General features: G+C 44.6%; 11 protein-coding genes. 6 read left to right on the plus strand and 5 right to left on the minus strand.

The genetic code is table 11. From position 1 onward, the window contains the following. Positions 1 to 4 precede the first annotated feature (4 nt). Genes DOLE_RS14010 through DOLE_RS14025 form a run of 4 tightly spaced genes read left to right on the plus strand, consistent with a single transcriptional unit; the run spans position 5 to position 6071 of the window. The gene (locus DOLE_RS14010; RefSeq protein WP_012176139.1) at positions 5 to 1669 is read left to right on the plus strand and encodes a type I restriction-modification system subunit M; all 1665 of its coding nucleotides are present in this window, start codon (positions 5 to 7) and stop codon (positions 1667 to 1669) included. Then, positions 1666 to 3168 carry a restriction endonuclease subunit S gene (locus DOLE_RS14015; RefSeq protein WP_012176140.1) on the plus strand — a complete coding sequence of 501 codons (1503 nt, stop codon included), beginning with the start codon at positions 1666 to 1668 and terminating at the stop codon, positions 3166 to 3168. The genes DOLE_RS14010 and DOLE_RS14015 overlap by 4 nt, the downstream gene beginning before the upstream one ends. A gap of 12 nt (positions 3169 to 3180) precedes the next feature. Continuing rightward, positions 3181 to 4986: a restriction system-associated AAA family ATPase gene (locus DOLE_RS14020; RefSeq protein ID WP_012176141.1), complete on the plus strand. Its 1806-nt coding sequence runs from the start codon at positions 3181 to 3183 to the stop codon at positions 4984 to 4986. Beyond that, positions 4986 to 6071 (plus strand): HNH endonuclease, encoded by a 1086-nt coding sequence (locus tag DOLE_RS14025; RefSeq protein WP_012176142.1) that lies wholly within the window; start codon positions 4986 to 4988, stop codon positions 6069 to 6071. The genes DOLE_RS14020 and DOLE_RS14025 overlap by 1 nt, the downstream gene beginning before the upstream one ends. A 113-nt stretch (positions 6072 to 6184) precedes the next feature. Here the strand turns inward: DOLE_RS14025 and DOLE_RS14030 are convergent, their stop codons facing one another. The 5 genes from DOLE_RS14030 to DOLE_RS14040 all read right to left on the minus strand — a co-directional run bounded on the left by DOLE_RS14030 (position 6185) and on the right by DOLE_RS14040 (position 9835). After that, complete coding sequence (locus tag DOLE_RS14030; protein ID WP_052294309.1) at positions 6185 to 6856, minus strand: ribonuclease H family protein; 672 nt, start codon at positions 6854 to 6856, stop codon at positions 6185 to 6187. 52 nt (positions 6857 to 6908) lie between these two features. Further along, positions 6909 to 7484 carry a hypothetical protein gene (locus DOLE_RS18290; protein ID WP_153304442.1) on the minus strand — a complete coding sequence of 192 codons (576 nt, stop codon included), beginning with the start codon at positions 7482 to 7484 and terminating at the stop codon, positions 6909 to 6911. Between the two features lie 232 nt (positions 7485 to 7716). After that, entirely contained in the window at positions 7717 to 7974 is a 258-nt protein-coding gene (locus tag DOLE_RS18295) for a hypothetical protein (protein ID WP_012176144.1), read from the minus strand. A gap of 14 nt (positions 7975 to 7988) precedes the next feature. Next, the gene (locus DOLE_RS14035) at positions 7989 to 8729 is read right to left on the minus strand and encodes a hypothetical protein (RefSeq protein WP_041280594.1); all 741 of its coding nucleotides are present in this window, start codon (positions 8727 to 8729) and stop codon (positions 7989 to 7991) included. A gap of 131 nt (positions 8730 to 8860) precedes the next feature. Next, positions 8861 to 9835, minus strand: a complete 975-nt coding sequence (locus tag DOLE_RS14040; protein ID WP_012176146.1) for a hypothetical protein — start codon at positions 9833 to 9835, stop codon at positions 8861 to 8863. A gap of 662 nt (positions 9836 to 10497) precedes the next feature. Between DOLE_RS14040 and DOLE_RS14045 the strand changes: the two genes are divergently transcribed. Beyond that, on the plus strand, positions 10498 to 11004 hold the full coding sequence (locus DOLE_RS14045; RefSeq protein WP_041280595.1) for a MerR family transcriptional regulator: 507 nt from the start codon (positions 10498 to 10500) through the stop codon (positions 11002 to 11004). 869 nt (positions 11005 to 11873) lie between these two features. Beyond that, entirely contained in the window at positions 11874 to 12626 is a 753-nt protein-coding gene (locus DOLE_RS14050) for a hypothetical protein (protein ID WP_012176147.1), read from the plus strand. Positions 12627 to 12668: the final 42 nt, after the last annotated feature.

The raw sequence follows: 12668 nt of genomic DNA on the forward strand, positions 1-12668 counted from the left end.
ACCCATGCTGCAAAACAACCCCGAACTTAAAAGCAAGATCGGCCAACTCTGGAACAAATTCTGGTCCGGTGGCATCTCCAACCCGCTCACCGCCATCGAGCAGATCACCTATTTGTTGTTCATGAAGCGACTCGACGAGCTGGATCAGAAAAAACAGGCTGATGGAGAATGGGCTGGGGAAAAATATACCTCCAAATTTGCCGGCACCTGGATTCCGCCCGAACACCGCGACAAACCGGAAAAAGAGCAAAAGCCCTTTGCCGTCAAAAGACATACCCTGCGCTGGAGTGAGTTTAAGCGCATGCAGGCCGAGGAGATGCTTCAGCATGTCCAGACCAAGGTCTTTCCCTTCCTCAGAGACATGAACGGCGCCGAGTCCAACTTCACCCATCACATGAAAAACGCCGTGTTTATCATTCCCAAACCGGCCCTGCTGGTCGAAGCGGTCAAGACCATCGATGAAATTTTCGAAATCATGGAGAAAGATTCCCAGGAAAAGGGCCAGGCTTTTCAGGATATTCAGGGCGATGTCTATGAAATGCTTCTTTCTGAGATCGCCTCTGCCGGCAAAAACGGCCAGTTCCGCACTCCGCGCCACATCATCAAAATGATGGCCGAACTGGTGCAACCCCAACTGGGCCACCGCATTGCCGACCCGGCCTGCGGCACCGGCGGCTTCCTGTTGGGGGCCTATCAGCACATTGTTACCCAGCTTGCTAAAAAGGCAGGGAAAAAAGATTTGCAGCCGGATGAAGACGGCTTTGTGCGTACCTCGGTGGCGGCCGGGCTGACCGAAAAAGCCCAAGCTATTCTGCAAAGCTCACTTTACGGCTACGACATTGACAGCACCATGGTGCGCCTGGGCCTGATGAACCTGATGATGCACGGCATTGACGAGCCGCAAATCGATTATAAAGATACCTTGAGCAAGGGCTACCTTGAAGAAGCCGAATATGACGTCGTTATGGCCAACCCGCCGTTTACCGGCAGCATCGACAAGGGCGACATCAACGAAAACCTGACCCTTTCCACCACCAAGACCGAACTGCTCTTTGTCGAGAACATCTACCGTCTGCTGAAAAAAGGCGGCACCGCCTGCGTCATCGTGCCGCAAGGGGTGCTGTTCGGTTCTGGCAAGGCCTTTAAAAACCTGCGTCAGTTGCTGGTGGAGCGCTGCGAACTCAAGGCGGTGGTCACCATGCCCAGCGGCGTGTTTAAACCCTATGCCGGGGTCAGCACCGCTGTTCTGCTTTTCACCAAGGCCTGGGGGCCGAAAGATAAGGTCACCCAACCGGCCACCGAACATGTCTGGTTTTATGAGATGGCTGCCGACGGCTACTCCCTGGACGACAAGCGCACCAAGCTGGCGGGGTATGGCGATTTGCAGGATATCATCACCAAATATCATGCTCGCAACCCCGAGACCGACACCGACCGCACCCAAAAAGGCTTTGTGGTGCCCCGGGCCGACATTGAAGCTAAGGGCTATGACCTTTCTCTGAGCCGTTACAAGGAAGATGTGTTTGAAGAGATCCAGTACGAAGCCCCGGCAAAGATTCTGGATAAGCTGCTCAAGTCGGAAGTGGGGGAGGCCGGCGATGACGACCTGGCCAAGGTGCAGCGCGGAATTGTTCGGGAACTGCTGGAGTTGCGGGGGATGATTGGATGAAACAGGATAAACTTAACAACCTGTTTGACTTTCTCCCCAAGTCCAAGGTCAAAGCTGGCGATGGGCTTGAAGATGGCAAATACCCTTTTTATACATCCAGTGAGAACCAGGCAAAATATCTGGATGAATTTCAGCATGAGCCGGGCTGTCTTGTGTTTGGCACTGGCGGCAAGGCCAGCGTGCACTTTACAACCAGCCGTTTTGCCACCTCAACTGATTGCATCACCATAAGGCCCAAGCCAAATGCCAAAATCGATGCCAGCTATGTGTTCCAGTATTTCAAGGGCAACATTCAGGTGCTTGAAAGCGGCTTTAAAGGGGCCGGTCTCAAGCATATTTCCAAGACCTATCTATCTGATATCCTAATTCCGTTTCCCAAAGAAATCGACGACCAAAAGCGCATTGCCCATCTGCTCGGCAAGGTGGAAGGGCTGATCGCCCAGCGCAAACAAAATCTCCAACAACTCGACGACCTGCTCAAAAGCGTCTTTCTGGAAATGTTTGGCGATCCGGTGCGGAATGAGAAAGGGTGGGAGACCGAGAGACTGGTAGAAATAGCCTCGATTGAACGTGGTCGTTTTTCGCCTCGCCCAAGAAACGATCCGAAGTATTATAACGGTGTGCACCCATTCATTCAAACTGGCGACATTAACCGTTCGAATGGAAGGTTGAGGGAATATACACAAACCCTTAACGAGCTTGGCATAAAAGTGAGCAAGGAGTTCAAGGTCGGCACGATTGTAATTGCAATAGTTGGAGCAACGATTGGGGAAACAGCCATCCTTGAAATACCAACATATGCGCCTGATTCAGTTATCGGCATTACCCCAAAAGGTAATAATTCGGCCGCGGAATCAATTTTTATAGAGTACATATTGCGGTTTTGGAAGCCTATCCTTAGAGCGAAAGCACCCGAAGCTGCGCGGGCAAATATCAACATAGAAACATTGCGCCCGTTGCCAGTCATTAGACCACAATCCGATGATCGGATTAAGTTTTCTGTAATTTCAACAAAGATCGAAGGCATCAAATCCAGCTACCAGCAAAGCCTTGCCGAGCTGGAAAACCTCTATGGCGCGCTGAGTCAAAAAGCCTTTAAGGGCGAGCTGGATTTATCACAAATTCCCTTAATCAGGGAACATACGGAAGACGTTGAAGACGCAGTCCATGTAACAGACGACCTTGAAATTCAGGTTGGCATTGAACTGCCGGTACCATCAGACTTTACTGCACTTGCCAGCACCGAAGGCCGCAAAGAAATCATCGACCAATGGTTAGATTTCTACCTTGAGCTATCTGGCACCACACCGTTTTCCGCTCAGCAATTTATGGATATCGCACAGCAACGGTTGTTAAAATTGGTTGAAGACGAAACGCCGGACTGGGGTGTAGAAGAATATGATCAGCTTAAAGACTGGGTTTTCGAGGCATTAGAAGATGGTCGCCTGGCGCAAACCTATGACAATGACGAAAACAAAGTCCGGGTCAGCAAAAAATAAGATTGATGTTTCATGAAACTGGTACGCCTGAAAATAACGGATACTAAAGGCTTTCGTAGCCTGCAACCGGGCTTTGAGCACCACTTCCGCACGGCGTGGGAATTGGAGACCGAGTCACAGGAAGCGCAGGGCTTTGCCCCGTTTGTCTGTGCCGGCCCCAACGGCAGCGGCAAGTCGAACCTGCTGGAAGCCCTGGTCGCAATCTTTTTTCAACTCGAAGTTTTGCGGGGTCGGCGCATTCTGCCGGAGACGTTTCTTTTCGATGAAGCGACCAATCCCAAAGGCTTTCAAGACGGTGATGGTATTCCCAATGGTTTTGAGCTGGAATATCTGATCCAGGTGCCGGACGAGTTTTGCTCTTCAGCATCCCCTGATTTTGCCCACGTTAAGATCGTCAAAAAACTCGACCAGTCCCCTAATATCAGTTGGATCAATCAGGAGTATTTTGAATTTGACGAGCTAGGAGAAATATCGGAGAGGGAGCGGGATTTTTTGCTGCCGCAGTATGTGCTGGGCTACTCCTCCGGTGAAAACGAAATTCTCAGCCTGCCCTTTTTCAAAATGCGCTTTGTCCAGTTTGACGAATACTGGCATGCGCTGAGCAATCAGCTGCCCTATTCCGGCCGGCCGGAAACCCGACTGGCGTTTCTGGACAGCGGTTTCAGCCAGGCGATCCTGCTTTGCAATCTGCTGTTTCAGGATACGGATGCATTAAAACCATTCCGCGATGATGTGGGTATAGATGCGTTAAAGGAGTTCCGCATCATTATCCGTCGCAACATCGAGATCAAAGAAAGTCAGATCCCTGCTTTTGGCAGTCAGGATGAAAGCAAGGGCGAAACAATAGAGGAAATTGTTAAGAACCATCCAGCGCTGTCGATTAAAGAGGCCGAGACCGAGACTGAGGCAAAACGTTATCAGGTAAATCTGCTGGAGTTACTTGAAGGAGATGAACGTTCTGTCGGAATTATCCCTCGCCTGAAGCGGTGCGCAACCTGTTTCTATGTGGATGAAACCGCTGACACGCTTTATCTTGATTATTATGTCAACGAGGCGACCAAGCAGGCATTTAACGAAAACTTTGATTTTGAGGTCAATCAATCCCCCATCGCCCTGTTTCAGGCGCTTCAGGTGCTGCTGACGCTTAACCTTTTTCCCGTCAGCGAGACGCTGAAAGCCGATCTGTACCAGTCCGACAGCCTTTATGTCGGCGAGACAGTACCGATCCTGGCTTCAGATGAGCGGATGATGCGGTTTAAAAACTTCTGGCTCAAGAAAACCGGCGTTAAAGAGCCGGTGCTGCTCAAATCCCTTTCCGATGGTGAACATCAACTGCTACACAGCCTTGGACTCTGCCTGTTGTTCAAAAATACCAATAGCCTGTTTCTACTGGACGAACCGGAAACGCATTTTAATCCCGACTGGCGCTCAAGCTTTATAACCCGATTGCACCAGTGTTTTAAAGACGCGGACGATTCCCATGAAATGTTCATCACCACCCATACCCCGTTTTTGATCTCCGATAGCAAACCGGAAAAGGTGCTGGTTTTTAAAAAGATGGATGGTGTCGTGGAAGTTAAAAATCCGGAATATAATACGCTTGGGGCGTCCATCAATAAGATCACCATGACCACCTTTGGCAAACGCGAAACCATAAGCGGCCACGCCCAGGCGATTCTTGAGGAACTACGCAGCCGCTTTGAAGGCGGTGAGGACAAAGAGAAGCTCATTACCGAAATCAACCGGCAACTGGGTGATTCGGTGGAAAAGGTGCTGCTCATCAAGACGATTCTCGACAGCATGGAGGCACATGGCTGATGCTGTTCCCCTACACATACGTCTCCCACCAAATGGAGAAGATGCAGGAGTTCATCGACTTCATCTTTTTTGAGGTGTGGTGCCAGGCTCCGAGCGGCACGCCATTCAGTCTTGATCTGTTTGATGGCGACGCCGATCTTAAAGAGGTGATGTCTGCTTTTTGCTACGGAGACACCCACGGCGGCGACTTCTTTTATGGCCACGTCGAGCGCATTTATGGCTATTTTGCGACATTGACCCCGGAGCAGGTCGAACAGTTCAGGCAGTGGTATCAGGCCAATAACAATATCGAAAGGGTTTGCGCCAATGACCCGGCGGTGCATATTGCCCACTATGTCGATATCCGAGCCGTGCATCAGGGACTTTGTGAGCAGCTTGCTGCTTTCTTTAAAGGTCTCTATTCACAGCAATTGCTCGATCTTGCAGCTCTCCGGGAGAAGATTGGCGACATCGATGATCATTATTATAATTTCATGCAGTCCAATATCGTGGGCAAATGTCCCTTTTGTGGTATCGGAGATATCAAAGGCATTCACCACACCAAACGGGATGCCTATGATCATTATCTTCCCAAAGCACTCTATCCCTTCAACTCGATCAACTTTCGCAATCTTGTCCCGGCCTGCCACGAGTGCAACAGCACCTATAAACTCAGCAAAGACCCTACATTTACACCCAAAGACCCGGCAGGGACAATACATAGGCGGAAGGCCTTTTACCCCTATGCCAACCTTGACCACAACATCGAAGTGACGATTGATCTTGGCATGCCGGATGTCGACCATCTTACACCCGGAGACATTCAACTTACCTTCGGGCCGGCTGAGTTAAACGAGGAAATCGAAACATGGAAGGATGTGTACGGTATCGAGGAACGCTACAAAGCCAAATGTTGCAGTGAGAGTGACGGAAAATATTGGCTGACCCAGGTGCTCGATGAATGGCAGGAGGAGGGTCGCTCGCCGGATGATTTTATGAATACACTTACCAGACTGACGGCAAAAAAACCTTTTGCTGATGCCAATTTTCTTAAAAAGGCGTTTCTTGAGGGATGCGACCGTGTCGGTCTCTTCAAGGCATTATAAATTAATGATGTGGGGGGCACAGAATTTTTTTGACGACGTTACACCGTATCAAACTCAATACATTATTGTACATATCTATTGAGTTTCAGCCTAATATATGGCCGGCTTTCGTCTTATTCTCGTTCATCATACCCCTTGTCGTGCGATAATCTTTTTTGTCTTGCTGCGGAATTGGCAAGCTGATCTGCTTTTATGTTCAAAGGGTCTGTGGCATGACCCTTCACCCAACGAAATTCCACGTCAACTTTTGACCGTAACCTTAAAAACTTTTTCCATAAATCAGAATTCACTCTCGTTCCATTTGTTACAGCCCATTTATTTTCTTTCCAACCTAGAACCCATCCTTTATTAATACTGTCAACTACGTATTTAGAATCGGAATATATCACGATTGGTCTTTCATCATCGTCTTGAAGTTCTCGAAGGGCAACAATTACAGCCATAAGCTCCATTCTATTGTTGGTGGTTAACTTATACCCACCACTTATTTCCTTCCCGCCTTTTATAACAACACCATACCCACCTGGGCCAGGATTCCCTATAGCGGAACCATCCGTGTATACAATGATGGCATTTTTAGGAACAGGAGGTTCGCTTGTTTGGATAGCTTTTTTTATTTTTGACGCGGTTTTGTACGTTGGATTTCTTATGAACTCTTCAGCCTCTTGCCGGCTTTGAAATTTTTTATACATTGCGCCGGCAAAACCCTTTACCTGTTTCTCTGCATCCGACCAGTTTTTGTAAATGCCTGGGTTACGGCCTCTCGCTACCGCATAATAGTCCACTTTTATTTCCCCTTATTCTATTACCGGACAACTGACACTGCCCTTGAAACAATCAGACCCTGTTGCAGTCAGAATTAAACGATTCGCTACTCATGAGTTCACGTGCATAATTTCGTATATGCGAATCGTGGTGCTGACAAAGAAGACAGAGAATAGTCCGTGAGGCGTCGGAAAACTTTGCAAAGAGAGAGACAAGTCGGGTTGCATAAAGTATTAGGTTCGTATTTGGCTGAGCATAAAGATAGGGCCAAACAAGAATTTCTGAAGAACTCGCTGCTTCATTATAATTAAAAAGAGCTCCAAGGCATATCCTTATCCACGGCTCAACACCGTCTGTTATCTCCATTGTACAGCCAACCTCTAAAACTGCTTCCAGCAAAGGAATAGCATCAGATGGATATGATTGAGTTGTGGAAAGCGCTTCTGCAGCGAGTATACGTATAGAACCATCATCATCATAAATTAAGTCTCGAAGTTTTGCCCGGGCCAAATCAGACCGTTGGCTTTCTTCTCTTAAACAAACCATGCCCTTTGCCCTTATGTCATAATCGGACTTGTTTAAGGAACTCATGGCTTGGAAAAGCAACTGCCGGTGAATTACTTTTTGATTTTCCCTGGAAGTGTCCATTTCCCCGCAAACATGCTAGTGGCTGGTGCAGCCGCCTCCCTGCCCCATAATTTTGAATTTTCGCCGTGGATGATACCTTCTTTCTAAGCTCCCGAGTTCCAGGTAGCCCAGCCACACCCCTGCCTGAAAAAAGATATTTACATATAGCGCTTAACCCGGCGTATCGGGCTTGTTCAACCACCGGATAAGATCGTGGCTACGCACGATCTAGCCTTGTTCGTTAGCGCTTTTTTCATTTCATTTTGACGTATCCGGGAATTCTCCAGATACCATGTCTGACATTTAATCTATTGCCAAGTTCAAGGTATGATGAATTTTCGTATTCTTCTTTTGTTTTAAATAGAACATACCCATTTGGATCGCAAAGGGCGGCTGGAAACTTATCTACTGGCATGAAAAATGTTCCGTCTTTATGATAACGAACCTGAGTAGCAGGGATATTCCATACTCGTTTTAAATTATCGCCACTGTTGGTTTTATATCCGCCCATAAGCATTTCTCCATTTATATTTTACCGCTAACGTGGAGTTGAGTGGCGCGAATTAACTCCCAATGCTTGATTTGCCCCGACCAGTTTTTTTGTACGGACTCAACAATAGCACCATGTAAGGGCTGATGCTTTGGTTGAAGAGCCAGAAGAAAAACAACATGAGGCGTTGAAAACGCTTCAACAAAAGAACCATTGGTTGCTTCTTTTAGGGTTTCGAGCATACGCTGAATAAAGTTGACTCTTTTTTCTCTAATGAAATGTTGATATGTCAGCAACGATTTTTCAGATTGCCAAAGAGACTCAACCTCACGCCAGAATAAAAATTTAGATGAGTTTTTGCGGCCATACGGCTTTGATTTAATTTCAAGCCCGTTGTCTGGATCAAGGAACACAAAATCACAGTCTTTCGAGTTTTGAAGAAGTTCAACAAACCAGGTGTCACGATCTAATGCTAGATCAGGTACGAGCTTTGAATAGTATTCCGTATTTTTGAGGAGGTTTGTCTCCTCGATATACTTTACCTTTCTTTCGCTATGGGTGCTCAATATTTGACTTAGGTGAGAATAAAGCTCTGGGTCATATTTTGACCATTGTTGCGGCTCGGAAAGATACTTCGTGAATTTACCATTGGTACTACCATCGTCAAGCGTTAGCATCCAAGCTACCAAAGTTCGAAGGTTGGAAACAGAAGATATAGCCCGGAGTAGGCCATATTTTCTGTAATCGTTTATGTCTCCGAAGTATTGGTTTTTCATAATTTTATGACGCCCAACGCAAAGTTCACTGGTTGCAGGGGTTTCCCAGAAACTTTGTTTGTATTCATAATTTTGTTAAGCCAAAGATTTTCAAAGCGACTCACCCCCCTGCAATCCAGTGAAACACCATGTTATACTTTTTTCGTGTATTCTTCATCTACTTCCTTAGCAACCTCAACAAAATGCACGTGCTTTTCACGGATGTAAAAAAGGTATATTCTCGCATCTCTCTCGGTCATATTTTCATTCTCTTCGGTTAGAAATGATTTTAGAATTGTGATTGCATGTTTATACTGTTCTAAATCATGTTCTATATAATCATTTAACTCATTTCTTTCTTTAAGAGCATTTTCAAACTCCAAATAAGTCTTTTCTACTGATTCCAACATTTTTAAACCGAAAGAACGATGGTGAGGGGTAGAAGTAGAATAAATTCCCTCAGCAATTTTGGAAAACTGATACCCTATAGAAGAATGAAATATGTCTACGATAAGTTTGTTTTTATACTTTTCTCGATGCATTTTATCGGCCTCAATCAATTTGGTAGATATAAGTTTGTAGCTTTTTTCAATTTCATTAACTTGGGCAGTGAAAATGGAAAGTAAATCAACATCTATGAATTCATCTCTATCGCCTTTTGAAGACCTTAAAAGAGTGAAACCAAATTTTGACAATGTAATTCTTGAGATATAATTGTAAAAAACTGTTCCACGAACTCTATTTTTTGTTGGATGGCCTATTGAAGCATTTCTTATCGCGCGAACCTTTTTGAGTTGGTCATTGATTTTAAAATCAACTTCAAATGCCTCTGAAAGATGTTTTACAGCCTCTTGCTGGATAAAAAGGGATTGTAATAGCCCATATGTGTAAATATATTTCAAGCCATCGTTTTCAGGGTAGTCCGACACCAAATATTCCTCTATTGAAAGAGTAGTGTCTCCGGTGGTGTCCAAAGAGCTGCATATTTGATTCCAAATATCCAGATTCTGCAATAAATCGGTTTGATATCTCGTGGTATTAATATATTTCCGAACAGATTCTTCTTCGGCCGATATCCGATGCAAAGTTGAAATTATGGATTCAATTTTTTGATTTTGGTCTTTCAATTGGATATTTCCAATTCAAAGTATAATATTAATTGGCTGCTGTATTTCCCCCAGTCTCAGCCCATTATTGAGATATGGTCACCCGCTGTCAACAATAAATTATTCTTTTATCATAATTCGTTATAAAAAATTGGCTTGAGGCTGCTGCTGCATTTTGTTGTGTATTTAAACATTATCCCAATTAAAGAGAAAAAATTATCAACAGCCTTATGACCCTTATTTTTTCGACCCCGCCTGCTCAAACGCAACAACTTTCAACTGAATTTCTCCGATGATGCCACCTTTATCCTGTCTGACCATCGGCCGATATGGATGCAGTTGAAAATGTGGTGACTTGGGTTAAAAGATTTGGGACACACAATCACGAATGCCCGGCATGGGCATATTGTACATATTCTGCATTTTGTTCCGATTTTTCCTTCCCCTTAACGCTCAATTTAATACAACATAATTTAATTGTAAAGAAGATGCAAAGGATGCAGGGCCTTTGTGCTATTGGAAATACCGTCCAAACTCAAAACATTTCTATTGAGTTGCATCTAACAGCCTGTCAAATATGTGACCAACTCCACTGATATTATTTTTGATAATATTTTATTAAAACAACATACCTTCTGTGGTATCCTTACCAATTAGGTAGCAGGCAAAAAAAAGGGGGGTTCATGACACGAACGGCTTACACTACAACAGACTTGTGGAAGGTCTTGGGTATTAATATTGATAAATGTAAAGACTGGCTGAAGAAGGGGTATATCAAGCCCAACCTCGGTGCGGCAGACGGGCGAGGGACAAAAAATTTATTTTCCCTCTATGACCTTTACGCCATCGGTCTTTTCCAAGAATTAGTAGCCAAGGGGTTTCCAAGGAAGCAGGCATCAAGTCAAACCCAAAAAATAGCTCGCCGCTTAGGTAGCAGCGGTATGCAGGATCGCTGGCTTCGAGCAGAGTACGTTGCTTTTTATCTCAAGGGTAAAACGGATATAGATGCCAGCAGTTCTGGCGAGGTAGGCATGATGACTATTGATGTGGATGAGAATATCAATGGAGAAGATTATAACGGCAAGGTTAATTTTAATGAACTGAATATCCTGGAAGACAACGAGAACGCGACTGTACTGTTGATTAACTTTCGGGGGCTTCGGGAAAAAATTGACAATAAGTTGAGGTAAAATTTTTGATCTATTTTGTCGATTATCACCAAATCAATAAATGTTAGAGCCGCTCCTGAATCTTTTCCACTTTATTATTTTTCCGCAACGACACTTAAGTCGCAAAAAACGTTTATGAATCTGGATGTCAAGAACTCGTTAACAGTTCTGATGATGTCCAGATTTTTTTTGGGTAGCATTTCCATGCTATTTTACTACGGCATTTCAACTGCTGAAGCTGTTTTATCTTAGGTGGTGGGTGGCACCCCTCCGACTGCCAAGAATAAACAATCAATCTTCAGGTCGATTATCCAAAAAAATTACTCCAGAATATTTTTTCTGCAAAAAAAAACGTTTATGAATCTGGAAGCCAGAATTCGATAACAGTTTTTCTGCAAATTTCGACTGCTGGAGCGGTCTTGCCATAGATAATGGGGAGCGCCCCCCCACTGTCAAAGACAATAGATTTTTATACCGTTTATCTCCCCCCAAAAAAAAATTTTTCCGCAACGACACTTAATGTCGCAAAAAAACGTTTATGAATCTGGAAGGTCAAAAATTCGAAAACAGCTTTTACGCTACTTCGAGTGCCGAATCAGTTGCATCGTAATTGGTGGGGGACACCCCTCCATCGACCAAACACGACAATAACTTTCAAACCGACTATCCCCCAAAAAATTTTTTCCTTCCACGACAACTGTGTCGCAAAAAAACGTTTATGAATCTGGAAGGTCAAAAATTCGCAGCAAAAAAGAATTATCCAGTTTGTGAAAGGAGGTTTCTAATGAAATTGAAAAACAAACAAACATCAGGGATCTGTAAGTGCCTCTCTATCAAGTCACAGAGCTTAGGAACAATTTATCAATAATCATTTTTAAGGAGAAAAAATCATGACACACAGAACAGAGGAAAATCATATAAATCAAATTCTAGAAATCGAAAAAGTAATTATTTCGCTTGAAGGGGATTTGGTCGAGCAGCGATTTAATCAGGGCTTGCATCTACTTAGACTAAAAGAGGGACATAAAAACTTTAAAGCCTATGCCGAGGAACATCTCCCGGGAATTCACCCCCGGACACTTCAAAGAGCCGAGCAAATTGCTCGGTATGCCAATATTGAGGATTATCCTGCCTTTCGGCATCTGGGATTTTCTATTCTTCTGGAGTTGATGTGTAACGAAAAAAACAAGCATGTGGCGATAATTCTGGATCGGGAAGATATTGATATTCCGGAAGACGAGGAAGACATGGCTGAGCTGAATCAATTCCGATTTGAAGTTAATAAATATCTCGATGCTAAAAAGGAGAAGCTCACGAAGAAAGCTAAAAAATCGCCACCGAAGAAACCGTCTGCGGAAAAAACATCAAAGAAAAAAAAGGCTCCTGGCAAGCCACCCCATAAGAAAACGTCTGCAAAAAAACCATCACCGGGGAAAAAGCCGTCGGGTAGGACGTCCATTAAAGAGAAAGCTGAAGCGATGGATAAGGACGAGTTGGTGAAAACATATAGCGTTAAGGTTAACGCTCTTGCCAAGTGGTCAAAAGCAATTAAAGACAGGGAATTTTTTGACGGTGTTAACCCCAACGCATTGGAAAAATTAATAAAGAGGCTGAAGTTTATCCGAAAAAAAATAGACGAGTAATTCGGGATAATTCTAATGATGAGATGATAATTTTTGAGCCGG

It is taken from the genome of Desulfosudis oleivorans Hxd3, from assembly GCF_000018405.1.
Taxonomy (GTDB): domain Bacteria; phylum Desulfobacterota; class Desulfobacteria; order Desulfobacterales; family Desulfosudaceae; genus Desulfosudis; species Desulfosudis oleivorans.

Coding starts and splice junctions, on each gene's coding strand:
- DOLE_RS14010 (WP_012176139.1), top strand. CDS start 5: ATGCTGCAAAACAACCCCGAACTTAAAAGCAAGATCGGCCAACTCTGG.
- DOLE_RS14015 (WP_012176140.1), top strand. CDS start 1,666: ATGAAACAGGATAAACTTAACAACCTGTTTGACTTTCTCCCCAAGTCC.
- DOLE_RS14020 (WP_012176141.1), top strand. CDS start 3,181: ATGAAACTGGTACGCCTGAAAATAACGGATACTAAAGGCTTTCGTAGC.
- DOLE_RS14025 (WP_012176142.1), top strand. CDS start 4,986: ATGCTGTTCCCCTACACATACGTCTCCCACCAAATGGAGAAGATGCAG.
- DOLE_RS18290 (WP_153304442.1), bottom strand. CDS start 7,484: ATGGACACTTCCAGGGAAAATCAAAAAGTAATTCACCGGCAGTTGCTT.
- DOLE_RS18295 (WP_012176144.1), bottom strand. CDS start 7,974: ATGGGCGGATATAAAACCAACAGTGGCGATAATTTAAAACGAGTATGG.
- DOLE_RS14035 (WP_041280594.1), bottom strand. CDS start 8,729: ATGAAAAACCAATACTTCGGAGACATAAACGATTACAGAAAATATGGC.
- DOLE_RS14045 (WP_041280595.1), top strand. CDS start 10,498: ATGACACGAACGGCTTACACTACAACAGACTTGTGGAAGGTCTTGGGT.
- DOLE_RS14050 (WP_012176147.1), top strand. CDS start 11,874: ATGACACACAGAACAGAGGAAAATCATATAAATCAAATTCTAGAAATC.